Source organism: Curtobacterium sp. MCBD17_030 (assembly GCF_003224255.1).
Taxonomy (GTDB): domain Bacteria; phylum Actinomycetota; class Actinomycetes; order Actinomycetales; family Microbacteriaceae; genus Curtobacterium.
Genome location: NZ_QKLI01000013.1, coordinates 19066 through 44986, shown reverse-complemented (window position 1 = coordinate 44986; position 25921 = coordinate 19066). Strand labels below are relative to the sequence as shown.

General features: G+C 69.0%; 23 protein-coding genes. 13 read left to right on the top strand and 10 right to left on the bottom strand.

Annotation, left to right across the window (positions count from 1 at the left end):
- The first annotated feature begins 101 nt into the window (after nucleotides 1-101).
- The 4 genes from DEI89_RS11865 (at nucleotide 102) to DEI89_RS11850 (ending at nucleotide 6404) form a co-directional block, all read left to right on the top strand.
- Nucleotides 102-1667 (top strand): type I restriction-modification system subunit M, encoded by a 1566-nt coding sequence (locus tag DEI89_RS11865; RefSeq protein ID WP_110904262.1) that lies wholly within the window; start codon nucleotides 102-104, stop codon nucleotides 1665-1667.
- On the top strand, nucleotides 1664-2854 hold the full coding sequence (locus DEI89_RS11860; RefSeq protein WP_110904261.1) for a restriction endonuclease subunit S: 1191 nt from the start codon (nucleotides 1664-1666) through the stop codon (nucleotides 2852-2854). The genes DEI89_RS11865 and DEI89_RS11860 overlap by 4 nt, the downstream gene beginning before the upstream one ends.
- Nucleotides 2851-5976 carry a type I restriction endonuclease subunit R gene (locus DEI89_RS11855; RefSeq protein WP_110904260.1) on the top strand — a complete coding sequence of 1042 codons (3126 nt, stop codon included), beginning with the start codon at nucleotides 2851-2853 and terminating at the stop codon, nucleotides 5974-5976. Before DEI89_RS11860 ends, DEI89_RS11855 begins: the two co-directional genes overlap by 4 nt.
- A gap of 89 nt (nucleotides 5977-6065) precedes the next feature.
- A complete protein-coding gene (locus DEI89_RS11850; RefSeq protein WP_110904259.1) occupies nucleotides 6066-6404 on the top strand; it encodes an Lsr2 family protein in 339 nt (112 codons plus the stop codon).
- 345 nt (nucleotides 6405-6749) lie between these two features.
- Here DEI89_RS11850 and DEI89_RS11845 read toward each other — a convergent pair whose 3' ends face one another.
- Nucleotides 6750-7616 carry an SDR family NAD(P)-dependent oxidoreductase gene (locus DEI89_RS11845; RefSeq protein WP_110904258.1) on the bottom strand — a complete coding sequence of 289 codons (867 nt, stop codon included), beginning with the start codon at nucleotides 7614-7616 and terminating at the stop codon, nucleotides 6750-6752.
- A gap of 137 nt (nucleotides 7617-7753) precedes the next feature.
- On the bottom strand, nucleotides 7754-8131 hold the full coding sequence (locus DEI89_RS11840) for a helix-turn-helix domain-containing protein (RefSeq protein WP_258368876.1): 378 nt from the start codon (nucleotides 8129-8131) through the stop codon (nucleotides 7754-7756).
- 142 nt (nucleotides 8132-8273) lie between these two features.
- On the opposite strand from DEI89_RS11840, the gene DEI89_RS11835 reads away from it, so the two are divergent.
- From DEI89_RS11835 to DEI89_RS11820, 4 genes are read left to right on the top strand one after another with little or no spacing between them, the layout of a single operon-like run.
- Complete coding sequence (locus DEI89_RS11835) at nucleotides 8274-9302, top strand: zinc-binding alcohol dehydrogenase family protein (RefSeq protein WP_110904257.1); 1029 nt, start codon at nucleotides 8274-8276, stop codon at nucleotides 9300-9302.
- 42 nt (nucleotides 9303-9344) lie between these two features.
- Nucleotides 9345-9752 carry a heme-binding protein gene (locus tag DEI89_RS11830; RefSeq protein WP_110904256.1) on the top strand — a complete coding sequence of 136 codons (408 nt, stop codon included), beginning with the start codon at nucleotides 9345-9347 and terminating at the stop codon, nucleotides 9750-9752.
- Nucleotides 9752-10468, top strand: coding sequence for an SDR family oxidoreductase (locus DEI89_RS11825; protein ID WP_110904255.1), 717 nt, complete (start codon nucleotides 9752-9754; stop codon nucleotides 10466-10468). Before DEI89_RS11830 ends, DEI89_RS11825 begins: the two co-directional genes overlap by 1 nt.
- 13 nt (nucleotides 10469-10481) lie before the next feature.
- Complete coding sequence (locus tag DEI89_RS11820; RefSeq protein WP_110904254.1) at nucleotides 10482-10775, top strand: putative quinol monooxygenase; 294 nt, start codon at nucleotides 10482-10484, stop codon at nucleotides 10773-10775.
- Between the two features lie 66 nt (nucleotides 10776-10841).
- Here the strand turns inward: DEI89_RS11820 and DEI89_RS11815 are convergent, their stop codons facing one another.
- The 4 genes from DEI89_RS11815 to DEI89_RS11800 all read right to left on the bottom strand — a co-directional run bounded on the left by DEI89_RS11815 (nucleotide 10842) and on the right by DEI89_RS11800 (nucleotide 14945).
- Nucleotides 10842-11549, bottom strand: coding sequence for an SDR family oxidoreductase (locus tag DEI89_RS11815; protein WP_110904253.1), 708 nt, complete (start codon nucleotides 11547-11549; stop codon nucleotides 10842-10844).
- Between the two features lie 58 nt (nucleotides 11550-11607).
- Nucleotides 11608-12345, bottom strand: a complete 738-nt coding sequence (locus tag DEI89_RS11810; protein ID WP_110904252.1) for a hypothetical protein — start codon at nucleotides 12343-12345, stop codon at nucleotides 11608-11610.
- A gap of 14 nt (nucleotides 12346-12359) precedes the next feature.
- Nucleotides 12360-13244: an alpha/beta fold hydrolase gene (locus DEI89_RS11805; protein WP_110904251.1), complete on the bottom strand. Its 885-nt coding sequence runs from the start codon at nucleotides 13242-13244 to the stop codon at nucleotides 12360-12362.
- 126 nt (nucleotides 13245-13370) lie between these two features.
- A complete protein-coding gene (locus DEI89_RS11800; RefSeq protein WP_110904250.1) occupies nucleotides 13371-14945 on the bottom strand; it encodes a sodium:proton antiporter in 1575 nt (524 codons plus the stop codon).
- Nucleotides 14946-15013: 68 nt separating this feature from the next.
- Between DEI89_RS11800 and DEI89_RS17735 the strand changes: the two genes are divergently transcribed.
- Nucleotides 15014-15172 carry a hypothetical protein gene (locus tag DEI89_RS17735; protein WP_181421621.1) on the top strand — a complete coding sequence of 53 codons (159 nt, stop codon included), beginning with the start codon at nucleotides 15014-15016 and terminating at the stop codon, nucleotides 15170-15172.
- Nucleotides 15173-15319: 147 nt separating this feature from the next.
- On the opposite strand, the gene DEI89_RS11795 is transcribed toward DEI89_RS17735, so the two are convergent.
- Complete coding sequence (locus tag DEI89_RS11795; RefSeq protein WP_110904311.1) at nucleotides 15320-15724, bottom strand: heme-binding protein; 405 nt, start codon at nucleotides 15722-15724, stop codon at nucleotides 15320-15322.
- Nucleotides 15725-15929: 205 nt separating this feature from the next.
- Between DEI89_RS11795 and DEI89_RS11790 the strand changes: the two genes are divergently transcribed.
- A complete protein-coding gene (locus tag DEI89_RS11790) occupies nucleotides 15930-16748 on the top strand; it encodes an alpha/beta fold hydrolase (protein WP_110904249.1) in 819 nt (272 codons plus the stop codon).
- Between the two features lie 121 nt (nucleotides 16749-16869).
- The gene (locus DEI89_RS17950; RefSeq protein ID WP_220034532.1) at nucleotides 16870-19965 is read left to right on the top strand and encodes an aldo/keto reductase; all 3096 of its coding nucleotides are present in this window, start codon (nucleotides 16870-16872) and stop codon (nucleotides 19963-19965) included.
- A 217-nt stretch (nucleotides 19966-20182) separates the two neighbouring features.
- Here DEI89_RS17950 and DEI89_RS18115 read toward each other — a convergent pair whose 3' ends face one another.
- Nucleotides 20183-20311: a hypothetical protein gene (locus tag DEI89_RS18115; protein ID WP_258368871.1), complete on the bottom strand. Its 129-nt coding sequence runs from the start codon at nucleotides 20309-20311 to the stop codon at nucleotides 20183-20185.
- A gap of 228 nt (nucleotides 20312-20539) precedes the next feature.
- Between DEI89_RS18115 and DEI89_RS11775 the strand changes: the two genes are divergently transcribed.
- Nucleotides 20540-21577, top strand: a complete 1038-nt coding sequence (locus DEI89_RS11775; protein ID WP_110904248.1) for a zinc-binding alcohol dehydrogenase family protein — start codon at nucleotides 20540-20542, stop codon at nucleotides 21575-21577.
- Between the two features lie 11 nt (nucleotides 21578-21588).
- Here the strand turns inward: DEI89_RS11775 and DEI89_RS11770 are convergent, their stop codons facing one another.
- On the bottom strand, nucleotides 21589-22137 hold the full coding sequence (locus DEI89_RS11770) for a hypothetical protein (protein WP_110904247.1): 549 nt from the start codon (nucleotides 22135-22137) through the stop codon (nucleotides 21589-21591).
- 172 nt (nucleotides 22138-22309) lie between these two features.
- Between DEI89_RS11770 and DEI89_RS11765 the strand changes: the two genes are divergently transcribed.
- Nucleotides 22310-23155 carry a helix-turn-helix domain-containing protein gene (locus DEI89_RS11765; protein WP_181421620.1) on the top strand — a complete coding sequence of 282 codons (846 nt, stop codon included), beginning with the start codon at nucleotides 22310-22312 and terminating at the stop codon, nucleotides 23153-23155.
- 24 nt (nucleotides 23156-23179) lie between these two features.
- Here the strand turns inward: DEI89_RS11765 and DEI89_RS11760 are convergent, their stop codons facing one another.
- The gene (locus DEI89_RS11760) at nucleotides 23180-25912 is read right to left on the bottom strand and encodes an AAA family ATPase (RefSeq protein ID WP_110904245.1); all 2733 of its coding nucleotides are present in this window, start codon (nucleotides 25910-25912) and stop codon (nucleotides 23180-23182) included.
- Nucleotides 25913-25921: the final 9 nt, after the last annotated feature.

Genomic DNA, 25921 nt, shown 5'->3' with positions numbered 1-25921 from the left:
GTGCGTCCGACGGTGACACGGCTTGGCGAGACGAACTGCGAGACTATGAGCGGTGTTGCCCCGTTCAAAGGGCCCACCCCTGGCGTAGGAGACCGAAGCACATGGCACCGACCACGAAGGAAGCGCAGCGCGATGAGCTGCACAAGACGATCTGGCGCATCGCGAACGATCTGCGCGGGTCGGTGGACGGGTGGGACTTCAAGTCCTACGTCCTCGGGATGCTGTTTTACCGGTTCATCTCCGAGAACCTCGCCGCGTTCATCGACAAGGGCGAACACGACGCCGGCGACACCACCTTCTCCTACGCTGCTCTCCCCGACGAACACGCGGAAGCCATCCGTGGTGACACCGTGTCGGAGAAGGGGTTCTTCATCCTCCCCTCCGAGCTCTTCACCAACGTCCGCCGCCGCGGCGGTCGAGACGCGAACCTCAACGAGACGCTCGAGCGGGTGTTCAAGAACATCGAGGGCTCTGCGCTTGGTACCGAGAGCGAAGATCAACTTAAGGGCCTGTTCGACGATCTCGACGTCAACAGCACTCGCCTCGCCAACACGGTCCCGAAGCGGAACGAGAAGCTCGTCAAGCTCCTCGACGCAATCGGTGACCTGCCGCTGGGAAATTTCCAGGACAACTCGATCGACCTGTTCGGCGACGCGTACGAGTACCTGATGCAGATGTACGCCTCGCAAGCCGGGAAGTCCGGAGGCGAGTACTACACCCCGCAGGAAGTGTCGGAAGTCCTCGCCCGCATCACTGTGATGGGCAAGACCCGGGTGAACAAGGTCTACGACCCTGCTGCCGGGTCGGGGTCGCTGCTGCTGAAGTTCGCGAAGGTCCTCGGGAAGGACAACGTCGGCGGGTTCTACGGGCAGGAGATCAACCTGACCACCTACAACCTCGCCCGGATCAACATGTTCCTTCACGAACTTGACTACGAGCGGTTTGACATCGCCCACGGTGACACCCTCACCGATCCGTTCTTCTGGGACGAGGAACCCTTCGAAGCGATCGTCTCCAACCCGCCCTACTCGATCAAATGGGAGGGCGACGCGAACCCGCTGCTGATCAACGACGAACGGTATGCGCCCGCCGGCGTGCTTGCGCCTAAGTCGAAAGCGGACCTCGCGTTCACGATGCACATGCTGTCCTGGCTCGCCGTGAACGGCACCGCCGCAATCGTCCAGTTCCCCGGCGTGCTCTATCGAGGCGGTGCGGAACGGAAGATCCGCCAATACCTGATCGACAACAACTACGTCGACGCCGTCATCCAGCTCCCCCCGGACCTGTTCTTCGGCACCACCATCGCGACCTGCATCATGGTCCTCAAGAAGTCGAAGACCGACAACCAGGTCCTGTTTGTCAACGCGTCAGCCGAGTTCACCCGCGTCGGGAATAAGAACAAGCTCACCACCGACCACCAACAGAACCTCCTCACCGCCCTCCAAAACCGGGTCCCCGTGAAGCACTTCGCGGCCCTCGTTCCCAACGGAACCATCGCGGCGAACGAGTACAACATCGCCGTGTCATCCTACGTCGAAGCCGAAAACACCCGCGAAACCGTCGACATCACCGCCCTCAACGCAGACATCGCACGCATCGTCGCCCATCAAGCCGAACTCCGTACCTCCATCGACGCCATCATCGCCGACCTCGAAGGCGCCCCATGAGCAGCCTCGAACAGCTCATTTCGGAACTATGCCCCGAGGGGGTCCCGTTCGAGCCTCTCTCACACTTGCTTGACTATGAACAGCCCGGTAAGTACCTTGTGGCAACCAAAGATTACAGTGATGAACATCCAACGCCGGTCCTGACCGCAGGCAAGACATTTGTACTAGGCTACACGTCGGAGGAGAACGGGATATATGGCGCTTCAACAGCCAGCCCGGTGATCATATTCGATGACTTCACGACCGCATTTAAGTGGGTTGACTTTCCGTTCAAGGCAAAGTCTTCGGCAATGAAACTGTTGACTCCGAAGCGCGGCACGGGAACCCTGCTTCGGTACGCCTTCTACGTGATGCAAACGATTAGATACGCGCCCGAGGATCACGCCCGCCAGTGGATCGGTACTTACTCAAGCATCAGGGTTCCGGTGCCGCCTGTTGAGGTGCAGCGGGAGATCGTGCGAATCCTGAACCAGTTCACGGAGCTGGAAGCGGAGCTGGAAGCGGAGCTGGAAGCACGGCGACGGCAGTATTCTCACTACCAGACTGTAGTTTCTTCACCTCTGGTTCATGTGCCCCACGTTCCGCTGGGGGAAGTCATCTCCGACCTCCGGACTGGCCTGAACCCCCGGCAGAACTTTCAACTGAACACTTCAGATGCTAGGCACTACTACGTCACGGTCCGCGAACTTGGCGGCTTCGATGTAGTCCCAACAGAGAAAACGGACCGCGTGAATGATGATGCGCTAGCTATCATTCAGAATCGGTCAAGACTCAAAGCGGGGGATATCCTCTTCTCGGGAACAGGAACGATTGGGCGGACGGCGCTCGTGCCGGACTCGGAGATCAGTTGGAACATCAAGGAAGGTGTGTATGTTCTGACACCTATCTCCGCTAGAATCAATGCCCGCTTCTTGATTCATCTCCTCCGGACACCCTTGATTAGATCGAGAATCTTGGCCACTGCCGACGGATCGACTGTTGCGAGCGTCTCCATGGCGTCCCTTCGAAAGGTGCCGATTCCCTTGCCGGAACTGAACGTGCAGGCGCGTATTGTCACCGTCCTCGACAAGTTCGAGGCGCTTGTGAATGACCTAAACATCGGCCTTCCCGCTGAGCTGTCGGCCCGTCGGACGCAGTACGAGTACTACCGCGACCGGCTCCTGACTTTTGAGGAGGCGTCGACATGAGCGATGCTGCGGCTCGGAGATATGACCCCATCGCGGTCTCGGCCGAGAGCACGGTCGTCGCTGAGTACGTGGCGGATGCGAAGCAGGAGGCTGCCTATCAGTCGGAGGCCGCGCTCGAGGCGGAACTGATTCTCCTGCTCCAGTCTCAGGCGTACGAGTACCTGTCAGTCACGTCCGAAGCGGACGTCGTCGCGAACCTCCGTGCCCAGTTGGAAACTCTCAACGGCGTCCTGTTCTCGGATGCGGAGTGGTCGCGGTTCTTCGAGACGTGTGTTGCGGGAAAGAACGACGGCATTGTCGAGAAGACGGTCCGGGTGCAGGAAGACCACGTGCAGGTGTTGCGGCGGGATGACGGTTCGACGAAGAACGTGATGCTGCTGGACAAGCAGCACATCCACAACAACCGCCTCCAAGTCATCAACCAGTACGAAGTCGACCAAGCCGATCCGTCCGCCGAGGGGGACGATGGGGGCCGGTACGCCAACCGGTACGACGTGACCGTGCTGGTGAACGGGCTACCGATGGTGCACATCGAGCTCAAGCGACGCGGTGTCGACATTCGGGAGGCGTTCAACCAGATCGACCGGTACCAGCGAGACAGCTTCTGGGCCGGCAGCGGCCTGTTCGAGTACGTGCAGCTGTTCGTGATCAGTAACGGGACGCTGACGAAGTATTACTCGAATACGACCCGCAGTCAGCATCTGAAGGACGGGCAGAAGCCGGGCCGGAGCCGGAAGACGTCGAACAGTTTCGAGTTCACGTCCTGGTGGGCCGACGCGCAGAACAAACCCATCCAGGACCTGACCTCATTCGCCAGGACGTTCTTCGCCAAGCACACCCTGCTGAACATCCTGACCCGGTACTGCGTCCTGACGGCTGATCGGCTGCTGTTGGTGATGCGGCCGTACCAGATCGTTGCGACGGAACGGATCCTGCAACGCATCGGCGTCGCAACGACGTACAAGCAGCTCGGCACGACCGCTGCTGGCGGGTACGTGTGGCACACGACGGGGTCGGGGAAGACGTTGACGTCGTTCAAGACCGCGCAGCTCGCCTCGCAGCTGCCGGGGGTGGATCGGGTGGTGTTCGTGGTAGATCGGAAGGACCTCGACTACCAGACGATGCGGGAGTACGACCGGTTCCAGAAGGGCGCCGCGAACTCCAACACCTCCACCGCCGTCCTGAAGACCCAGCTCGAGGACCCGGCCGCGAAGATCATCATCACCACGATCCAGAAGCTGTCGAACTTCATCGTCGGCAACAAGAACCACCCGGTGTATGACTCGCACACGGTGCTGATCTTCGACGAGTGCCACCGGTCCCAGTTCGGGGACATGCACACGCAGATCACGAAAGCGTTCAAGAAGTTCAACCTGTTCGGGTTCACCGGCACCCCGATCTTCGCCGCGAACTCCGGCTCCGGTGGGAACCCGCTGCTGAAGACCACGGAGCAGGCGTTCGGGGAGAAGCTGCACACGTACACGATCGTCGACGCGATCACCGACCGGAACGTACTGCCGTTCCGTATCGACTACGTCAACACCCTCCGCGTCGGCTCGGTGGTCGACAAGCAGGTTTCCTCCATCGACACCGAACGGGTCCTCCTCGCCCCGGAACGCGTGTCCGACGTCGTCGGGTACACCTTCGAGCACTTCGACCAGAAGACCCGCCGCGAAGCCGGGTACGAGCACTCCGTCGTCACGAACGTCGCTGACGCGACCCGCACCCGCCGGCAAGCCGAAGCGGTTCGCCAGCGGAAGCGCGTGCGGGGGTTCAACGCCTTGTTCGCGACCGCGTCGATCGATGCTGCCCGCAGCTACTACGCCGAGTTCCAGCGCCAACAGCAGGACCTGACGCCCGCAAAACGATTGAAGATCGGGCTGATCTACTCCTACGGCGCCAACGACGCCGTCAGCGACAGCGCTGATGACGGGCTACTGGATGATGAGGCGTTCGACACTGATGCGCTCTCCGGTGACGCGAGGGGGTTCCTCGAGGACGCGATCCGGGACTACAACCGCCTCTTCGGCACGAGCTACGACACCAGCGCCGACAAGTTCCAGAACTACTACAAGGACCTCTCCCAACGGTTGAAGAACCGGGACCTGGACCTCGTGATCGTGGTCAACATGTTCCTCACCGGCTTCGACGCCACCACCCTGAACACCCTCTTCGTCGACAAGAACCTCCGCGCCCACGGCCTCATCCAGGCGTACTCCCGCACGAACCGGATCCTGAACTCGGTGAAGACGTACGGCAACGTCGTCGCCTTCCGGGACCTCGAAGACGCCACCAACGAAGCGTTGGAACTGTTCGGGAATAAGGACGCCCGCGGTGTCGTGCTCCTCAAGCCCTACGCGGACTACTACGGCCAGTACGCCGAGCAGACGCAGGAGCTGCTGGCCGGGTTCCCGCTCGGGCAGCCGATCGTCGGGGAGAGTGCGGAGAAGGCGTTCATTCAGCTGTTCGGGCAGATGCTCCGGCTGGAAAACATCTTGACCTCGTTCGACGACTTCTCCGGAGCGCAGATCCTCACCGACCGGCAACGGCAGGACTACCGCAGCGTCTACCTCGACCTCCACGCCCAGTACCGGCAGACCGCCGCGGCGGACAAGGAGATCATCAACGACGACGTCGTGTTCGAGATCGAGCTGATCAAACAGGTCGAAATCAACGTCGACTACATCCTGATGCTCGTCGCCAAGTTCCGACAGGAACACGGTGACGGCGACGACCGGGAACTCCGCGCCGAGATCACCCGCGCCATCGACGCCAGCCCGACCCTGCGGAACAAAAAAGACCTCATCGAGGACTTCGTCGACTCTGTCTCCGTCGATGGCGCCATCGACGACGAATGGCAGCGCTACGTCACGGCGAAGCGCGACGCGGAGCTAAGCCAGATCATCGAGGAGGAACGCCTCCGGCCCGACGCCGCGCACGCGTTCATCGACCAAGCACTCCGCGAGGGAGCGCTCCGTACCGCGGGGACCGCGATCACCACCGTCCTGCCGCCGGTGTCCCGCTTCGCCGCGAGCAATGGGCACGGCGCGACCAAGCAACGCGTCATCGACAAGCTCACCGGGTTCTTCGACCGATTCTTCGGCCTCACCACCGACGGCTAGCCCGAGCTTCCCGAGACGGAACGCCGTTACCTGGCCTCTCAATTTGTGGGACAGTAGGCGTGCTATCCCTAGTGAAAGGCAGCGTTCCCATGGCGCAGAGAGTCACCACGCAACTCGTCGACGACCTGACCGGCGACACGATCGAGGACGGTAACGGCCGCACCATTTCCTTCGGATTTGACGGCGCCGACTACGAAATCGACCTCACTGACGAGAACGCCGAGCAGCTCCGCGAGGCACTTTCCGATTACATCGCAGCCGCTCGAAAAACGAGCACCCGCACCGGACGATCCGCCAGTACGCCCAAGCGCGGCAACTCCGAGGAACTCGGTAAGATCCGCGAGTGGGCAGCAGCCAACGGCCACGAGGTCTCTTCGCGTGGACGCATCAGTCAAGCTGTGCGCGACGCGTACGACGCCGCTCACTAACACTTCTCCTCAAAGCACGAAGGCCGGTCGTTCGAAGGAACGGCTTGCCAGCAGTGTGCATGACGGCGCATCCAAAAGCGAAGCAGTACCGCTGGAATTAGGTGCACAGGTTGGAGGCCCTTCCCAGAAGGCCGCTTGCGTCGCTTCAAGTTGCACTTGGGGTGACGCAAGCTCGGCGTCGCGCTGATAACGCTCATTCTGTCCGAGCACAACTGGCTGCAAGCGGTCCCGGCGACGCTGACCGTTCTAGTCGCGCAACCTTCGAAGCCGCGAACATCCGGTCGTTGTGCGAGCCCCGGATCAGGACTGCACATCGTGATGAGGGGTTCAACTGGCAACCGCTACTCAGGCCCGATCCTGGTCATCGCTCGGGAGCTCGACCCGGTCGGCACCGAAGTCGGCGGACGCAGAGACGCCTCCCCACGCCGTAGCCTCAGCGATCTGCTCCTGCGAGTACGCGATCGCCATGCGCGCCGCCCCGGCGCCGATGACGAGGTGGGACGGCAGCCGGTCCCGTCCAACGGTGCGCACGAGGATCTCGGCGGCCCTGTCCGGGTCTCCCGCCGCCGGCGCTCCGCGGAGACGCTCCGCGAAGGTACCCACCGTGGCGCTGTACTCCTCCGGGATCCCGTGGACGTCCATGGACGCGCCCGCCCAGTCGGTGGCGAACCCGCCCGGCTCGACGACGAGGTACCGGATCCCGAACGGCGCCGTCTCGGTGGCGAGCACGCGCGTCAGCCCGTCGATGCCGAACTTCGCCGCCTGGTACGAGCCGAGGCCGGGGCTCCCACCGACTCGTCCTCCGACTGACGAGAACTGGACGACGGTTCCGCCGCCCTGCTGTCGCAGGATCGGGATGGCTGCCTTCGAGACGTTGTAGACACCCCAGAAGTTCGTCTCGAACTGCTGCCGGAAGTCGTCTTCCGACGCGGTCTCGACGGGTGCGAGGTTGGCGTATCCGGCGTTGTTGACGACCACGTCCACCGAGCCGAACGCGTCGCGGGTGGCGTCGAGTGCGTCCACGGCAGCGGCCGCGTCCGTGACGTCGAGTACGAGCGGGAGCACCTGCGACCCGAACTCCTCGACGACGTCCGACAGCTGCTGCGGCTTCCGGGCAGTGGCTGCGACCCGGTCGCCAGCGCGGAGGGCGGCGAGGGTGAGCGATCGGCCGAAGCCGCGGGACGAACCGGTAATGAACCACGTGCGGGACATGGGTACTCCTCTGCGAGATCTGACGATCGAACGATCTCAAACGCTACGAGCCGTCCGGCGGGACAACCTGGCCCGGTTGGGGACACGCTCACGCCGGGACCATCCCCGAACCTGAGTGCATCGACCCCAGGGAGCCCTCAGTGCCGCGTCACGTTCTCGTTCACCCAGTCCCGAAGGTGCGCCAGTGGTGCCGCTGCCCCCTCGCCGAGCGGCGTCAGCGCGTACTCGACCCGAGGTGGCACCTCGGCGAACACGGTCCGGGTCACGAGCCCGGCGTCCTCCATGCGCTTCAACGAGGCGGACAGCACCTTCGGACTGACACCCTGCAGTTGCCGCCGCAGCTCACCGAACCGCTGCGGGCCGTCCTCGAGCACCCCGATCGCGAGCGCCGTCCACTTGTTCGCGAGCAGGTCGAGCATCTCGCGGCACGGGCAGGCCGCGGCGTAGACGTCGTTCCGGTCGCAGGTGTCGAGCACGTGGGCGGCTTCGACGGGACGGCTCATCGACGTGGTCACAGCGGCACTGTAACTGCGGACAGGCCGGGCAGCAAGCCCTTAGTTCCCCATGGGTACGGGAGCGGATCTGGGGTTTCTCGGTTACCAGACGGTAACCAGGGGTCCTTGCGGGTAACCACCGGGCCGGGTGCACGGTACTGACATGACCACGACGAATGAGGTCCGAGCGATCGGACAGACAGCCGCTCTCCCGGTCACCAGCGCCCGCAGCCTGGTGCCGACGACCATCCCGGAACCGGTTCCCGGCCCGCACGACCTGCTCGTCGAGGTCCGTGCGGTCTCGGTCAACCCCGTCGACGTTAAGCTCCGCGGCGGCTCGGAACCGGACGGCGGTGTGCGGGTGCTCGGCTTCGACGCCTCCGGCACGGTGCGCGCGGTCGGTGACGCCGTCACGCTCTTCGCCCCGAGCGACGAGGTGTTCTACGCCGGTGCCATCGACCGGCCCGGCAGCAACGCAGAACTCCAGCTCGTCGACGAGCGGATCGTCGGACGGAAGCCGTCGACGATGTCTCACTCCGAGGCCGCCGCGCTCCCGCTCACCGCGATCACCGCGTGGGAGAGCCTGTTCGACAAGCTCCGGATCACGCCGGATGCGACGGGCACGCTGCTCGTCGTCGGGGGCGCGGGCGGTGTCGGGTCGATCGCGATCCAGCTCGTCCGGACGCTGCTGCCCGGTGTGCGGGTGATCGCCACCGCCTCCCGGTCCGAGAGCGAGGCGTGGGTGCGCGACCTCGGTGCCCACGAGGTCGTCAACCACCACGGTGACCTCGCCGCGCAGGTCCTCGACGTCGCCCCGGACGGCATCGAGTGGATCCTCACCACCAACTCGGCCGGCCAGCTCCCCGCCTACGAGCAGGTGCTGCGCCCCTTCGGCCAGATCGTCGCGATCGACGACCCCGAGCAGGTCGACGTCGTCCTGCTGAAGTCCAAGGCGATCACGTGGCACTGGGAGTTCATGTTCGCCCGGTCCCTCCACGGGGCCGCTGACCTGGCCGAACAGCACCGGATCCTCGACGAGGTCGCCAACCTCGTCGACACCGGACGCATCCGCGGAACCGCGACGACGGTCCTGCGGCCCATCACCGCCGAGACGCTGCGCGAAGCCCACCGCCTCGTCGAGAGCGGACGCGTCATCGGCAAGGTCGTCCTCACCGACGAACCGGCCGCCTGAGCCGCAGACCCACCAAGACCACCACCAAAGAAGGAGACAACCATGTCCATCACCCTCACCCAGGCACAGCGCATCATCGCCGCGGCCGACGCCAAGGCCACCGAGCTCGGCGTGCCGTCGTCGATCACCGTCCTCGACGACGGCGCCCGGCTGGTCGCCTCAGTCCGCCAGGACGGTGCCCCGCTCGTGTCGATCGACTCCAGCTTCGCGAAGGCACGCACTTCGGTGTACTTCGGCGGCGCGGCCACCGGCGACCTCGCGCCGGCGATCCAGCCCGGCGCTCCGCTGTACACGCTCGGTGCCGCGAGCAACGAGCCGCTCGCGTTCGTCGCCGGCGGCCTCCCGATCACGGACGAGTCCGGTGTCGTGATCGGCGCCGTCGGATCCGGCGGCGGCACGCCGGACCAGGACGCCGTCATCGCGCAGGCCGGCATCGACGCGGCACGCTGATGAGCACCGGACTCGCGGGCAGGACCGTCCTGGTCGTGGGCGCGGGATCCGGCATCGGGACGGCGGTCGCATCCGCGGCCGCCGTCGCCGGCGCGCGGGTCGTCGCCGCCAGTCGTCGGCAGGACACTGCCGAGCAGGTCGCCGAGATCGTCGGGGGCGGTACGTCCGCCGTCCGGCTCGACCTCGGGGACGAGGACAGCATCCGCGCCGCCGCGGCGACGCTCGGGTCCGTCGACCACGTGGTGACCGTCGCCGCCGACCACGCGAACGGCCCGGTCACCGCACTCGAACAGAGCGACGTGGAGGACGCCTTCCGTGCGAAGGTCGTCGGTCCGTTGGTGCTGGCGAAGCACCTTGCCCCGATCATGCCGCCCACCGGCGCGTTCGTGCTGTTCTCCGGGTACGTGTCCGCCCGGCCGCAGCCCGGACTCGCGGTGATGGCGACGACCAACGGTGCGGTGGACGCACTCGTCCCGGCACTGGCCGTGGACCTGGCACCGATCCGCGTCGTGGGGATCTCCCCCGGTGTCGTCGACTCCGGGTCGTGGGACGGCATGGACGACAAGGCAGCGTTCTTCGCGCAGGTCGCCTCTTCGAACCCCGCCCGTCGCGTGGGGACCCCGGGGGACGTCGCCGACGCGGTCGTCTTCGCCCTCACCAGTCCGTTCCTGACCGCGACCACCGTCCACCTCGACGGTGGTCAGCGTCTCGTCTGAGCAAGGGGTCACCATGAGCATCGTCATCATCGCGGAGATCGAACCGTCGTCGCGCGACGCAGCGACCGTCCGGGAGGCGCTCCTCACCGCCGTCACGCGGGTCCGCTCCGAGGACGACGGCTGCGAGCGCTACGAGTTGCACCGCGACCCGCGGACCGGTGGGTTCGTCATGGTCGAGCGTTGGCGCGACCAGGCTGCGCTGGACGCGCACGCCGCCGGGCCGGCCTTCGTTGCGCTGAGCGCAGCGCTCGAGGGTCGGCTGGCCGTCCCGATCGCGCTCCGGCCGTTGGAGACCGTCGAGGTCTGAGCACGACGAACGCCCCCTGCTGCGGCTCGTGCCGTGGCAGGGGGCGTCTTGCGCATCCGCACGCTGTCAGCGCCTGCGCGCCTCCTGCAGCGCGTCGTAGCGCTCGTGCACCGGCGCGGAGAGACCGGCTCGGGCAGCGCGTGTGAGCTCGTCGGCGAGGACCTCGTGTGCTCCGGCCTCCAGCCCGTCCAGGACGGCAGCGACCACGTCCGCCGGGTCGTTCTTCGGCATGTCCCCGGGCGTCATTGGGGTGTCGGTGAACGCCAGGTAGGCGCCGAGCACCTGTACGCCGTCCGCCGCGAACTCCAGCCGGAGGGAGTCGGTCGCCGACCACAGGGCGGCCTTCGACGCGCTGTACCCGTTGCCGATCGCGAACCAGCTGAGCGCCGATGCGACATTGACCATCGCACCGTGCGAGCGGCGGAGCGCCGGTGCGAACGCCCGCGTGACCTGCAGGGGGCCGAAGAAGTTCGTCTCCATCTGCTCGCGAACGTCGTCGAGGTCACCGTCCACGAGGGAGCCGCTGCGCAGCACACCCGCGTTGTTGATCACGACCGTCACGTCGTCGGCGCTGGCGGCGGCCTCCCGTACGGATGCGGCGTCGGTCACGTCGAGCCGGATCGGCACGACGCCCCCGTCGTCCCACGTCCGTGGGCTCCTCGCCGCCGCGTACACACGTGCAGCGCCACGCTCGCGCAGCTGGCGCACGAACTCCTGTCCGAGTCCGCCGTTCGCTCCGGTCACCAGGACCACCGCCCCGTCGATGTCCGTCATGTCCGTCCTCCCTGTTCGTCCTGTTCGTGTCGTCCGGGTTCCGTGACGATGTGCTTCTTCAGGAGACGACGATGTCGTCGATGCGGATGGAGACGATGAGCGGCTCCGGCAGCGCATGTCCCTCGCCGTCGCGGACGAAGATGTTGCGCTCGGTGGCGAGCAGCAGACCGTCCACCCAGGTCTGCCCGGTCATGTACTCCACGCTCGGGGACGCACCGGCGATGTCGACCTCGTAGTCCCGCCGCCGGAGCACACCGTCGGCGTCGGCGTAGAGCGTCTGCGTCGGGGTGTGGGTCGCGATGGAGTCGGGGTAGGTCACACGGAGGCGGTCCCAGGTCTGACCGTCCGGCTCCGTCCACGGGCCGGCTTCCTCGACCTGCACGCCGGGGAACGTGAACGACCAGGGTTCGGTGTTGTAGGTCCACATGGCGTAGCCCGTGAAGTAGGCCAGCTGCAGGGGCGTCCACGGGGTCTCCAGCACGTGGCCGGCGAAGGACGCCCGCGGCTCGACGAGTTCTTCGACGAGCTCGTCGCCGTGGTCGGTCGCGCGGACGACGGCGACGCGGTCGCCCGTGAACTCGGTCCGGAGGTCGGCGGCGCCGAAGTGGTCGAGCGAGGCGCGCTGCTCGCGGAGGTCGACCGTGAAGCGGCCTTCCTCGGCGATGCCGGGCACCTGCTTGAGGCCCCAGAAGGCGCCACCGAAGTGCCGGTTCGCGGAGATGGTCGAGACGTCCGCCCATCGTGCGCCACCGTGGGCGTCGATGATGCGGTCGAGCAGGGTCGTGGTGGTGGTCATGATGGCTCCGGGGTTCAGGCGGCGGTCGCCGCGGTCAGGAAGTCGGTGACGAGAGCTGCAGCCTCGGCGGGGTACTGGAAGATCGACGCGTGCGCCGCGTCCGGGAACACGTGCAGGCGCGCATCCGGGATCAGCCCGGCGAGCGTGTGACTACCGGGCGTGCGGATCATCAGGTCGTCGTCGCCCTGCAGGACCAGCGTCGGCTGGCGGATCGCGGTCAGACGTTCGAGCTTCGACATGTCCGGCACACCCCAGGCCAGCACGGCGTCGTACTGCGCGTCGCGGACGGCCGCGGTCGTCGGCTCGTCCCGGTCCTCGGTACGACCACCGAGCCGGCGGAGGAACTCGATGCCGAGCGTCCGGCTCGTCTCCGTGTGCGCGAAGAAGATGTAGAGGAGGTTCTCCGCCGACGGCACGTCCTGGCGCGACTCGCGCTCGATGTCCTCACGCCAACCGTGCATGGTCGGTGCGCCCGCGGGGCCGGTGCCGGCGAGCACCAGGTTGCGCACCGCCCAGGGCCGGAGCAGGGCGAGGTCCTGTGCGACGAACCCGCCGAGCGAGAACCCGAACACGTCGAACCGGCGGATCCCGAGCGCGTCGGTGAACGCCAGCAGGTCGACGGCCATCTGCGCGACCGTCGACGGCACGGTGCCGGTGGATCCACCGACGCCGGCATTGTCGACGAGGATCACCTCGCGGTCGGCGGCGATCGGGTCGACGAGGGCCGGATCCCAGTTGTCGAGGTTGCCGCGGAAGTGCATCAGGAACACGAGCGGGACGCCGTCCGCGCTCGAGCCGAAGCGGCGGTAGGCGTAGCTGGTGCCGTTCGCAGCCGTCACGTGGCTCGTCCGGGCGGTGGTGGTGGTCGTGGTGCCGGTGGTCGGGGCCGTGCTGGTCATTGCGGTGCTCCCTCGGGTCAGCCGACCCCGTCGGTCGGCGGCGGTGTCGACGCTAGGAGCGGGGCGGGCTTCGCAGCGTGCTCCCGTCGGGGACATGCTCCCGAGCGGGACACCCTCCCTGCGTCCTCAGTCGGTCCGCCCGGTGACGGTGGCGCGGACGGCGGCTTCCTCGATGTCGAGGACGGTCAGCACGGCACGTACCGCGGCCTCGGGGTAGCGCCCCTCGCGCCGGGCCCGGAGGACGGCTCGGCGTTCCTCGGCGATGGCGAGCATCCGGAGCTCTCCGTACGCGGCCGACCGGTCGGCCCGTACCCCGTCGTCGCCCACGAGCGTCTCGCCGAGCAGTGCGGCGTCGATGCGGACGCGCTCCACGACGCGGTCGTCGTACGCACCGTCCTCGAGCTCCTCGACCAGTCGGAGGCTCTCGGCCCGTGCCTCGGCGAGCAGGAGCTGCGTCTCCATCCGCTCCTGCTCGAGGTCGGGCGGCGGCAGCGCCACCTCCCGGATGACCCAGGGCAGCGTCAGCCCGATGAGGAGTGTCGCCAGGACCACGACGAAGGCGAGGAACTGCAGGAACGCCCTGTGCGGGGTCTGCTCGGGCAGCAGGAACACGGCGGCCAGCGTGACGACCCCGCGGACGCCGGCGACGGTCACCGGCAGGTCGAGACGCCACTGCCAGCTCCGTCTCCGGAGTCGCCTCGGTCCCCACCGGTAGACGGCCGTCACGGCGAGGCTCCACCCGAGACGCGCGGCCACGAGGACCACGACCACCACCCCGATGACCACGGCCGCGCGGGCGACCCCGATGCCGGACGACAACGCGCCGCGGAGGATCGCCGGGAGGCTGAGCCCGATGAGGAGGAAGACCGCGTTCTCGAGCAGGAACTGGATGGTGCGCCAGTTCAGCGACTCAGCGAGGCGGGCCTCCGCCGACTGCAGCACCGGAGCGCGGAAGCCGAGGAACAGCCCGGCGACCACCACCGCGAGCGGGCCCGATGCACCGATGCCGTGCGCGAGCAGGAAGGCGACGTAGGGCGTGACGAGCGACAGGCTCGTGTCGAGGACGGCGACCGAGATCCGTCGCCGCACGGCTCCCATGACGAACGCGACCAGGAGTCCGACGCCCACGCCGCCGACCACCGCCAGCACGAACTCGCCCGCAGCACGGACGGGGTCGAAGACCGCGACGATCGCGACGACCGCGGTGTTGAGCGCGACGAGCGCGGTGGCGTCGTTGAGCAGGCTCTCCCCGTCCAGGATCGATGCCAGCAGTCGTGGGAGCGGCGCCCGGCGGGTCACCGCGGTCACCGCCACGGCGTCCGTCGGAGCGACGACCGCACCGAAGGCGAACGCGGCGGCGAGGGTGAGGGTCGGCACGACTGCCCAGGTGGCGAGGCCGACGACCACCGTCGTGAAGGCCACCAGGCCGACCGACAGCAGCAGGAGCGGTTCACGCCGTGCGCGGACGTCGGCCAGGGATGTCTGCAGCGCCGCGGCGAACAGCAGCGGTGGGAGGAGGACCGACAGCACGAAGTCCGGTTCGACGTCCACGCGGGGAACGCCGGGCACGTACGAGACGGCCACCCCGATGAGGACGAGCGCGAGGGGTGCCGACCACCCGACGCGTCGTGCCGCCGCGCTCACCGCGACGGTGACCACGAGGAACACGACGACCCACCCCAGGGTCACCTCGACGCTCATCGGGTCCGTCCGTGGGTGTCCGTGCCGCAGGCACGCATCGGGCGCCGACGGCTTCGTAGCCTGCTCGCATGCGTATCCACCGCTCCGGATCCACCGTCGCGGTCAGGTCGTCCACGCCGACCCTGGCCTCGATCGCACTCACGCGGATCCTCACCGACCCGGTGGACGTCGCCCCGTCGCCGACCGAGGAACGCCAGCCGGACGGCGACGCGTCGTTCGTGCGCTGATCCCGGACGGTCGGTACGCCGCGGGTCAGCTCGGTGTTCGACGGTGCACGTCGATTTCTGCGAGGACATGCGGTGACGCTAGGGCGGTCCGCAACCGACGCGCGTGTCCCCGCCCGGGCCAGGCAGCACGGGCGGGAACGGAGGGGGTCAGAGCGCTGCAACCGCCGCATTCGCGATTTCGAGGTCCTGGTCGGGCGATCCACCACTCGATCCGATCCCCCCGATGACGCGCCCGTCGGCGTCCCGCACAGGTACACCGCCGGCAACGAACGTGAGTGGCTCCTGGCTCGCTGCCCCGAGCGAGTACAACGGCGCTCCCGGCTGGACGGCACCGGACAGGTCGCCGGATGCGGCCCCGAACGACACCGCGGTCCGGGCCTTCGCGGCACTGGCGTCGACGGACACCAGCGGCGCACCGTCCTGTCGGGCGACGGCGACGAGCCGCGCGCCCCGGTCGAGCACGGTGATGGTCGAGGGGACGCCGAGTTCCTCGGCCTTCTCCTCGGCTGCGGTGACGGCGGCGTGCGCCTGGGTGATCGTGATGTCGGTCATGTCCGGTTCCTTCCGTTCGGTGGACGGCACCGACGCTAGGGATCGTCCTCGACGGGTTGCGTGCCCCTGCCCGGGTCACCCGCGTGGTGACGGAGCGCGGTGTGGGTGGTCCCCACGGGGACACGCCCCCGCGACGCGGCGCTCGTAGCGTCGCCATCGCCGACGACGATCGTTCGGCTTCAGACCACGACGCAAGGAGACAACCATGCCCACGTTCACCACGCCCGACGGCCTCGAGATGTACTACACCGAGCAGGGCGAGGGGCAGCCCATCGTCTTCGCGCACGGCTGGCCGCTCAGCTCGGACGCGTGGCAGCCGGAGCTGAAGTTCTTCAGCGAGAACGGCTACCGCACGATCGCGCATGACCGCCGCGGACACGGCCGTTCGGAGAAGACGGCCGTCGGCCACACCATCGACCAGTACGCCAAGGACCTCGCTGCCCTCATCGAGCACCTGGACCTCCACGACGTGATCGTCATGGGCCACTCCACCGGCGGCGGCGAGGTCGTCCGTTACGCCGCGCAGTATGCGAACGGCCGGGTCGCGAAGGTCATTACGGCCGGTGCGATCCCGCCGATCATGGTGAAGTCGGACAGCAACCCGGACGGCACCCCGATCGACGTCTTCGACGGCATCCGCTCCGGCGTCCTCGAGGACGCATCGCAGTTCTGGCTCGACCTGTCCGAGTCGTTCTTCGGGGCGAACCACGGCCGCGACGTCTCCTACGGCGCGAAGCTCGACTTCTGGCGGCAGGGCCAGTCGGTGAACCTCTCGGCCGCGTACGACTGTGTGAAGGCGTTCTCCGAGACGGACCAGACCGAGGACCTCAAGGCACTGACGGTCCCGATCCTCATCGCTCACGGTGAGGACGACCAGATCGTCCCGATCGACGACGCCGCCCGCAAGTCGATCGACCTCGTCGCCGACGGCACGCTCAAGACCTACCCGGGGGCCCCGCACGGCATCCACGGCGACTACCGCAAGGTGCTTCAGCAGGACGTCCTCGCCTGGATCAGGGGCTGACGCATCGTCAGTCGGACGGGAGGCGCGGTGCGGGTCCGCACCGCGCCTCCCGTCCGTCAGCACTCCGGAATGTCGCACCCTCTATGAGGGTTACGTCCGAACCCCTCTGAGGAGATCAGCCATGAGCACCACGTCGGAGCAGCCGCGACCGCGGCTCCCCCTCAACACGTTCGGCATCGCGTTCGGGACGGCCGGCATCGCCGGCACGTGGACGGCTGCCGGCATCGAACTCGGCGCACCGCCGGCCATCGGTGAGGTGCTGTGGGCGGCCGCAGCGGTCGCCTGGGTGGTCACCATCGTGCGGTACCTGCACCGACCCGGCGGTGTGCGGGCGATCGCCGCCGACCTCCGACACCCCGTCCTCGGTCCGTTCGCCGCGCTCGTCCCGGCCGTCGGTTCGTTGCTCGCCGCCCACCTCGCGATCCGGTTCCCGGTCACGGGCGCGGTCGGTGTGTGGACGATGCTCGTGGTGACGACGGCGTTCGGTGCCTGGTTCGTGACGACGCTGCTCACCCTCCCTCGTGATCCCGCCGCCCTGCACGGCGGGTATCTCCTCCCGACCGTGGCGGCGTCGTTGCTCAGCTCGCAGGCACTCGCCACGATCGGACACCCGGAGCTGGCCATCGGGTACTTCGCCGCCGGCGTGCTGTTCTGGCTCCTGATCGGCGCCGTCCTCGTCGCGCGCTTCGCCACCGGTCCGGCCGTGCCGGCCGGCCTGCTCCCGACCCTCGCCATCCTTTCCGCGCCTCCCGCCGTGGCCGGGAACGCCTGGTGGACGATGACGGGAGGTTCGGCATCCGTCGTGCACACCGCGCTCGCCGGGACGATGGTCGCCTTCCTCCTGCCCCACGTCTTCCTCCTGCGCCGCTACGTCACGAGCGGGTTCGCGATCGGGTTCTGGGCGATGACGTTCACCACCGCGGCGAGCGCGACGTACGGGATCCGCCTGCTCTCGCTCGCGCACCTCGGCACGACCGGCACGGTCCTCTCCTGGGTCGTCGTCGGGGTGGCCACCCTCGTCGTCGGCAGCATCGCGACCAGGTCCCTCGGTCTGCTGCGTCGGTCGGAGCAGGACGGACCGCGCCGGTCCTCCGCCGGGTACCGGAGGACCGCGCTGATCGGCGTCGTCGTCGCCTCCGTCGCCGTCGCGTTCGGCGCTGGAGCCGGGAGTCCGCTCTTCGTCGTCTACCAGGCGGCCTGGGGCTTCCCCGACTGGCAGCTCACATCGGCCTTCACGGTCTATGCGGTGACGCTCCTCGGGACGCTCCTGATCGCCGGGCGGCTGTCCGACCACGTCGGTCGGCGGCCCGTCCTCGTGGCGGCCCTCGTCCTCATGCTCGTCGCCAGCGCCCTGTTCCTCTTCGCCGACGGCATCGGGTGGGTGATCGCCGCCCGAGCCGTGCAGGGTGTCGCGACCGGAGCGGCGACGAGCACGTTCACGGCGGCGATCATCGAGCTGTCGAGCGAACGGCACCGGCGCACGATGACGGTGCTCACCAGCGCTGCGCCGGTCGGGGGTCTCGCCCTCGGCGCGTTCGGTGGAGGCGTGGCGGCGCAGTTCGCGCCCGACCCGACCGCCGCCGTGTTCCTGACGCTCGGAGTGGTGTTGCTCGTCGGCATCGCCGCGGTGCTCGCGGCGGACGAGACGGCGGACAGGCACACCGGGGCACTCGCGTCGCTCCGACCGGTGCTCGCGGTCCCCACTCGTGCCCGAGCGTGGTTCATCGTGTTGGCTCCGCTGACGGTGGCCGGCTGGATGTTCTCGGGGCTGTTCCTCGGACTCGGGCCGCGACTCGACGACGGCGTCTTCGCACTCGGCAGCGGAGCGGCGAGCGCTACCGTCATCGCCGTGCAACCCGCCGCCGCGGCGGTCGCCGGCATGCTCTTCGCCCGCGTCGCAGACCGGCGCGGAACGGCGATCGGTGCGGGCCTGCTGTTCGTCGGAGCCGTCGGCGCCGGCGTCGCCGTCCTCACTGCCGACCTGCCCCTGCTGGTCGGGGCGGCGCTCGTCGGCGGTGCCGGACAGGGCGCCGCGTTCGCGTCCTCGTTGCGGATCCTCGGCCCGCTCGCGGACAACGCGACCCGCGGCGGCCTCTTCGCAGCCGTGTACCTGATCGCGTACGCGGCCTACGGCGTCCCGGTGCTCGTCGCGGGTTTCTGCACGGCCGGCCTCGGGCTCGTGACGGTCGGTGCGTCGTACGCAGCGCTCGTCGCCGTCGCTGCCGCCGTCGCCGCAGTGGGCCTGACCGCTCGCGCTCGTCGAGAACGCACGGCCCGCCGTGTGAGCAGCGCCCGTTTCCTCATCCCTTCTCCACCACATCAGCTGATGAACAGGACCACCATGACCGACATCGATGCACGACCCGTCACCGCCGCGGATGCGGGTACCTTCCGGATCGGCGGGGACCTCCCCGTCGCACGTCTCGGCTTCGGCTCCATGCAGTTGCCCGGACGGAACGCCTTCGGACCCGCACGCGACCCGGAGGGCGCCAGAGCCGTCCTCCGTCGCGCCGTCGACCTCGGCGTGACCCTCATCGACACGGCGGACGCCTATGGACCTGAGGTCGCCGAGGAGCTGATCGGGCAGGCCCTGGCTCCGTACCGTGACGACGTCGTGATCGCCACGAAGGGCGGCTTCGTCCGCGGGCGGCGGGGCGAGTGGATCGTCGACGGACGGCCCGAGCACCTGCGCGCTGCCGTGCAGGGCAGCCTGCGACGGCTCCGACTCGAGCGCATCGACCTGTACCAGCTGCACCGGATCGACCAGCGGGTCCCGCTCGACGACCAGCTCGGCGCGCTCGCTGCCCTCCGCGACGAAGGGCTCATCCGGCACGTCGGGCTCAGCGAGGTGAGCGTCGCGGAGCTCCTCGCGGCGCAGCGGATCGTGCCGATCGCGACAGTCCAGAACCTCTACAACCTGGTCGAGCGTTCGTCCGAGGATCTCGTGCGCGTGACGGCGGAGCTCGGGATCGGCTTCATCCCGTGGTTCCCGCTCGCCACCGGAGGGCTGACACGGGGAGCCGGTGCACTCGGGGCGATGGCATCGCGCGCTGGTGTCTCACCGTCACAGATCGCGCTCGGGTGGCTGCTGCAGCATTCGTCGAACCTGCTGCCCATCCCGGGAACGTCGAGCCCGGCACACCTCGAGGAGAACGTCGCCGCCGCCGCGGTCCGGCTCTCCCCGGTGGACGTGGCGGCGCTCGACCGCGCAGCCTGACCCGACCGACGAGACGAACGGCCCGATCCCCTGAGGGAACCGGGCCGTTCGTCGTCGGCGTCTCACCGCGACGGCACGAAGAAGTCACCGTATGCCGGATCTTCGGGCAGCGAGCGCTCCATCGCCATGACCGCGATCTCCCGAGGCGATCGGAGACCGCGCCGTCGCCACTGGTCCGGGTCCGCCCGGAGTACCTCGAGCACCGTGCGCATCGGTGTCACGAGTGGCCACCGAAGTGGCTCGAAGCCGCGGCGACGACGGGCAGCAGGAGCGTCTGGAGCACTGGCGGGGCGACGTCGACACCGACGTGCGACGTGGCGGGGACGGGCGGGTGCAGGATCCTCATCGGTTCTCCTCGGTCGTGGCCGCCGGACGGCGACGATCCTGACGCTACGGGCCGTTCCCACCCCGGCACGTGTCCCCGCGAGGAGCATCCCCTCCAGGGTCATGCACAACCGAGGATGTCCCCGACGGAGCCACGCTGCCCGGCGGTGCGAGGTCCTACCGTGCGTCGTGGAGGCGATCCGCGCCTCCACGGAGAGCACCTGTCGACCGCGTACCAACGGAGGAACCCATGACCGTCACCGACCCGAGCAACCGGAGTCACCGGACCGCACTGACCACGACCCGCGCGTTCCTCGCGCAGGCGGGCAGGTCCGTCCGCGACGACGATGCGTTCGTCACCCGCGAGGTGCCGCTCGCCCCGCTGCGTCCGCACGACCTCCTCGTCCGCGTCGAGGCCGTGTCCGTCAACCCGGTCGACACGAAGAGCCGCCACGGCCTCCGCTCGGGCACGAAGCAGCTCGGCTGGGACGCCTCCGGTGTCGTCGAGGCGGTCGGCCCCGCGGTGACCCGCTTCGCCGTCGGCGATGCCGTCTGGTACGCCGGAGCACTCGACCGCCCCGGGACCAACGCCGAACTCCACGTCGTCGACGCGCGGATCGTCGGGCGCCGACCCGCGTCGCTCGACCACGCCGAGGCCGCGGCACTCCCGCTCACCGGCATCACGGCATGGGAGACGCTGTTCGAGCGGTTCCGTCTGACGGAGCACAGCACCGGCACGCTGCTCGTCGTCGGAGCCCCCGGAGGAGTCGGCTCGGTGCTCGTGCAGCTGGCGAAGGCGCGCACCGGACTGACGGTGGTCGGCACGGCCGGACGTCCTGAAAGCCGCGAGTGGGTGACCGCCATGGGCGCGGACCACGTGGTCGACCACCGGGACCTGGTGCGGAACGTCCGGGCGGTGGCGCCCGAGGGTGTGCAGTACGTCTTCACCGCGCACTCGGCCGGGAACGTGCAGGCCTTCGCGGACCTGGTGCAGCCGTTCGGCGAGATCACCGCGATCGACGACCCGCGCGGCCTCGACCTGTACCCGCTCAAGCGGAAGTCCATCGCCTGGCACTGGGAGCTCATGTTCACCCGGTCGTCGTTCAGCACACCGGACATGGCCGAGCAAGGGCGCCTGCTCGATGCGCTCGCGGACCTCGTCGACGCCGGCCGCGTGCGATCCACCGTGACCTCGCTCGTGCAGGGGTTCGACGCCGCAGGCCTGCGCGAGGCGCACCGCCAGGTCGCCGACGGGACGGCCATCGGCAAGGTCGTGGTCGCGCGCTGACGACGGTCGCCTCAGCCGGGCAGCGAGTCGGCGAGGCGCCCGAGACGCCCCGCCGACTCCTCGTCCGCACCGCGCCACAGCAGCAGGGTGTCACCGTCCGGACCGGGGACGGCGAAGCGGTGGTACGCGAGCACGAGGTGACCGACCAGGGGGTTGTCGAAGCCGACGACGCCGTTCGGTCCGGCGTCGCCCGGCTCGGCCCAGAGCCGGGCGAAGTTGGCGCTGCGTGCGGCGAGCTCACCGACCAGCTCGACGAAGCCCTGGTCCTCCTCGTGCTCGTCGAGCAGCCGTCGGAGCTCCGTTGCGAGCCTGGTCCCGACCGGTGTCGCGTCGGCTGGACCCGGCGTGGCCCGGAACAGCGGAGCACCGTCGGGTTGCAGGAAGGCCGCACGTGCCAGGTTGGCGCCGGGCCGGAACGACGGGTGGACGGCGTGCACCAGAGAGTTGGCGACACGGACGGTCAGGTGCCGGTCGTAGACGGCTGCCGGGACGGTCCGCCAGGGCAAGACCAGTCTGCCGAGCAGTGCCCGCCGGAAGTCGACCTCGTCGTCCGTGCTCACCTTCCGGAGCGTACGGGCGAGCCCGCACGGCGAACGTGTCCCCGGCGGGGACACCATCCGATGGGTAGGGATGTGGTCATTCGACGGATGCTGCGGACGTCGTGGGGACGCCATCGTGGAGACACGATCCCGGCACATTCCCGGGACGGCCTGCTCCGACCCGGGAGGTACCGTGACCGCTCCGTCTGCACACCTCGGCGACTACCTCCGGGCCCGGCGCGCGCTCGTCCGGCCCGCCGACGTCGCCATCATCTCCTCCCGGACCCGACGGGTACCGGGTCTCCGTCGCAGCGAGGTCGCGCAGCTCGCGGGCATCAGCCAGGAGTACTACCTCCGCCTCGAACAGGGGCGCGACCGCCGACCGTCCCACCAGGTGCTCGCCGCGATCGGACGGGCCCTCCTCCTCGACCCCGTGGCGGTCGAGCACATGCACCGACTCGCGGAGCTTGACGAGCAGGACGCCCCGTACGCCGTGCCCGCGAAGGCCGCGGTGGTCGACGGGCTGACCGATCTGGTCGACGGGCTGACCGACCTGCCGGCGCTCGTCATCAGCGCCGACCAGGACGTCCTCGCAGCGAACCCGCTCGCACGGCTGGTCCGCCCCCGGCTCCAGCCCGGGAGCAACGTCCTGTTCGAGCTCTTCTCGTCGCACGGGCGCGCGGACGCCGTCGCCTGGGCAGACGACGCCCGCCGCGCGGTCGCCAACCTGCGCTTCCACGGCGACCCGAGGAGCACGCGCTACCAGGAGGTCGTCGGCACGCTCGCGATCCGCGACGACACGTTCCGCACCCTGTGGGCCCGCCACGACGTCGAGCGACAGGTCGTCTGGCCCGCGCAGATCCGGGTCGGCACACTCGGTGCCGTCGACTTCGTGTGCCACTCACTCGCCGTGCCGGGTCCCAGCGGGCAGTCGCTCGTCACGCTGACCGCGAAGGCCGGCAGCGCGGGCGCCCGACTCCTGCAGCACGCCCGGAGGCGCTCGGCGGCGGCGCCGGGCCCTGCCGCCGCCGTCGCGTGACCCGGCGGTGACCGGGGACGGGACTCAGTCCGGTGCGTCCGCGGGTGCGAGGACGCCGACGAGCTGGGAGCGGCGGCTGATCCCGAGTTTCGTGAACGCGCGAGACAGATGGGCGGCGACCGTCCGGTGGGACAGGTACACCTCGTCGGCGATCTGCTTGTTGGTCCGGCCGGTCGAGGCCATGCGGGAGACGAGGAGTTCCTGTGGCGTGAGCAGGTCGTCCGCCGTCTCGCGCGCCACATCGCGTTCCGCGACACCACCGGCCGCGCGGAGCTCGGTGCGCGCGCGTGCCGCCCACGAGCGGGCGCCGACACCGTCGAACAGCCGGACTGCCTGCGCGAGCTGCTCACGGGCGTCGACGATCCGCCGGACGCGTCGGAGCCGTTCGCCTAGGTGGAGCCGTGCCACGGCCAGGTCGAACGGCATCGTGCTCGGTGATCCGAGCTCGACCGCTGACGAGAGGTGCTCGAGCGCCTCGGCGTCGTCGACCGCCAGCAATCCCCTGGATCGCGCCACGAGCAGCCGCAGGTGCGAGGAACCGGTGACCTCCGCGACCTGTTCCGCCTCGTCGAGCCACTCGAGCACAGGTGATGCGTCCCCGGTGCGGATCGCTGCCTCGACGAGGTCCGCTCCGGACCACATCGCGACCGGCCGGTTGACGGAGGTCCGGGCGAGGTGCGCGAGTGCGTCGTCGTGGCGCCCCTCGTCCGCCGCGATCAGCGCCGCTGCCCACGCCGCAGTGGCGACGATGCGAGCGAACCCCTGCGCGACGGGGATGCGCGTCAGCGCGTCCAGACGCGCGCGGGCTCCCTCACGGTCGCCTGCTCGTGCGAGCGCTCGAGCCGCCTCGGCGAGCGCCATCCCGGTGACCACGGGAAGCTCCAACTCCTCGCTCAGCCGTGCCGATCGGTCGGCATCGGCCAATCCGTCCGTCAGGTGTCCCGCTGTGATCCGCGGGCTCGCCCGGCCGCAGAGCGCGGTAGCCTCGTCGCTCGTCCGCGCGGCGTTGTGGAACAGGCGGGCGCCTGCTGTCCAGCACCGGTCCGAGAGCGCCATGTCGCCGGCTTCCTCGGCAGCGAAAGCAAGACAGTTGATGATGACGCCGTCGGTCGCCTGGGCGCGGTCCAGGAAGCGGTCGACGGTCGCGTCGTCCAGCGGCCGCCCGGTCCGCACGAGCGCCAGGGTGACGTCTGCGAGGACCGCCGTGTCCCGGTCCTCGTGCTCCTGAGCAGCGCGTTCGACGGTCGAGGCGACCAGCTCCCGGACACCGTCCGGTTCCTGGTGGATGTAGCACTTGGCGGCTGCCCACAACAGGACCTCGGCACGCTCGCTGGCCTCGGACCGGGTGCCGGCGAAGGCCACCAGCTCGGCGGCCCCCCGACCTCGGTGGTCCGCGGTCATGCTCAGCATCCACTCCGCCCGCGCGAAGCGGTGTTGCGTCCGGGCATCCGAGAGCTCCGCGAGCGGCTCCGCGCGGCGCAGGAGCACGGACGCGTCATCGGAGGCGCCCGCACGCCGGGCCGCCTCCGCGGCCTCCACGAGTCGGTTCGCCTGGTGCGTGGGGTCGGGCGAGAGGTCCGCGGCGCGTTGCCACGCGGTCGCGGCTTCTGCCGGCGCGCCGTGCCGGAGGGCAGTCTCCGCGACGCGGTCGAGGTCCGCGGCGACGGATTCGTCGAGGCCGACGGTCGCTGCGGCGCGGTGGAGAGCGCGACGGTCCGGGGCACGGACCGCGGTGGCGAGGACGTCGTGGGCAGCGCGGCGTCGGAGGGGATCCGCCGCGTCGTAGTGTGCCGAGGCGACCAAGGGGTGTCGCGGGACGATGCGGTCACCGTCACGCCGGACGAAGCCCTCCCGTTCCAGGGTCGCCAGGTCCGCGGCACCGAGGCCTGCCGCCGCCACGGCTTCCTCGAGTTCCCGGACCGTGGCGCCTTCTCCTGCTGCGACGAGGAGCAGTGCCTCCTGAGCGTCCTGCGGGAGGAGGCGGACGCCGTCGAGGAAGCTCCTCTCGAGACGTGCGGACATCCGGTCGGTGGTCCGTGATCGAGTCGCACCTGCGTCGGCGGCGGAGAACTCGAGCAGGGCCAGGGGGTTGCCGTACGCCTCGCGTCGGACGCGCAAACGTTCCCGGTCCGGCAGGTGCCCGGCCACGTCCGAGAGCAGCTGCGCAGCGGCGACGTCGTCGAGCGGTCCCAGACGGATCACGGTCGGGAACGCGTCTGCCGGATCGGACACCTGCCCACCTGTCCTGGAGGTGGCGACGAGCAGGACGCGGAGAGCCGTCAGCCGTGGGGCTGCGAACAGCAGCGCGTGGACCGACGTCCGGTCCATCCAGTGCAGGTCGTCGAGGAGGAGCACCACCGTGCCGTGCGTGCACGCTTCCTCCAGGAGCCCGAGGACGGCGACGCCGAGCACGAGGCGGTCCGGCGTCGGACCGGTCCGCCGACCGAAGGCGACGTCGAGGGCGGACGCCTGTCGTTCCGGGAGCGCGTCGATGTACGCCGTGAGGGGGTTGAGCAGCTCGTGCAGCGCCCCGAACGCCACGTCGGTCGCGCTCCGGACACCTCGCGCCCGCAGGACGAAGCGTGCATGGTCTCCAACGACCGCGGCCGTGTCCGCCAGGAGGGCGGTCTTCCCGATGCCGGGCTCCCCCTCGATGAGGACCGCGCTGCCCAGACCGGCACGCGCCTCGTCGAACGCGTTCGCGATCAGCCGGGCCTCGGCGTCGCGGCCGACCAGTCGATGGATGTGTTCCGACACCTGCTGAGT

What these genes read in the sequence shown, in the direction of transcription:
- DEI89_RS11865 (WP_110904262.1), top strand. Translation starts at nt 102, where the DNA reads ATGGCACCGACCACGAAGGAAGCGCAGCGCGATGAGCTGCACAAGACG.
- DEI89_RS11860 (WP_110904261.1), top strand. Translation starts at nt 1,664, where the DNA reads ATGAGCAGCCTCGAACAGCTCATTTCGGAACTATGCCCCGAGGGGGTC.
- DEI89_RS11855 (WP_110904260.1), top strand. Translation starts at nt 2,851, where the DNA reads ATGAGCGATGCTGCGGCTCGGAGATATGACCCCATCGCGGTCTCGGCC.
- DEI89_RS11850 (WP_110904259.1), top strand. Translation starts at nt 6,066, where the DNA reads ATGGCGCAGAGAGTCACCACGCAACTCGTCGACGACCTGACCGGCGAC.
- DEI89_RS11845 (WP_110904258.1), bottom strand. Translation starts at nt 7,616, where the DNA reads ATGTCCCGCACGTGGTTCATTACCGGTTCGTCCCGCGGCTTCGGCCGA.
- DEI89_RS11835 (WP_110904257.1), top strand. Translation starts at nt 8,274, where the DNA reads ATGACCACGACGAATGAGGTCCGAGCGATCGGACAGACAGCCGCTCTC.
- DEI89_RS11830 (WP_110904256.1), top strand. Translation starts at nt 9,345, where the DNA reads ATGTCCATCACCCTCACCCAGGCACAGCGCATCATCGCCGCGGCCGAC.
- DEI89_RS11825 (WP_110904255.1), top strand. Translation starts at nt 9,752, where the DNA reads ATGAGCACCGGACTCGCGGGCAGGACCGTCCTGGTCGTGGGCGCGGGA.
- DEI89_RS11820 (WP_110904254.1), top strand. Translation starts at nt 10,482, where the DNA reads ATGAGCATCGTCATCATCGCGGAGATCGAACCGTCGTCGCGCGACGCA.
- DEI89_RS11815 (WP_110904253.1), bottom strand. Translation starts at nt 11,549, where the DNA reads ATGACGGACATCGACGGGGCGGTGGTCCTGGTGACCGGAGCGAACGGC.
- DEI89_RS11810 (WP_110904252.1), bottom strand. Translation starts at nt 12,345, where the DNA reads ATGACCACCACCACGACCCTGCTCGACCGCATCATCGACGCCCACGGT.
- DEI89_RS11805 (WP_110904251.1), bottom strand. Translation starts at nt 13,244, where the DNA reads ATGACCAGCACGGCCCCGACCACCGGCACCACGACCACCACCACCGCC.
- DEI89_RS11800 (WP_110904250.1), bottom strand. Translation starts at nt 14,945, where the DNA reads ATGAGCGTCGAGGTGACCCTGGGGTGGGTCGTCGTGTTCCTCGTGGTC.
- DEI89_RS17735 (WP_181421621.1), top strand. Translation starts at nt 15,014, where the DNA reads ATGCGTATCCACCGCTCCGGATCCACCGTCGCGGTCAGGTCGTCCACG.
- DEI89_RS11795 (WP_110904311.1), bottom strand. Translation starts at nt 15,724, where the DNA reads ATGACCGACATCACGATCACCCAGGCGCACGCCGCCGTCACCGCAGCC.
- DEI89_RS11790 (WP_110904249.1), top strand. Translation starts at nt 15,930, where the DNA reads ATGCCCACGTTCACCACGCCCGACGGCCTCGAGATGTACTACACCGAG.
- DEI89_RS17950 (WP_220034532.1), top strand. Translation starts at nt 16,870, where the DNA reads ATGAGCACCACGTCGGAGCAGCCGCGACCGCGGCTCCCCCTCAACACG.
- DEI89_RS18115 (WP_258368871.1), bottom strand. Translation starts at nt 20,311, where the DNA reads ATGAGGATCCTGCACCCGCCCGTCCCCGCCACGTCGCACGTCGGTGTC.
- DEI89_RS11775 (WP_110904248.1), top strand. Translation starts at nt 20,540, where the DNA reads ATGACCGTCACCGACCCGAGCAACCGGAGTCACCGGACCGCACTGACC.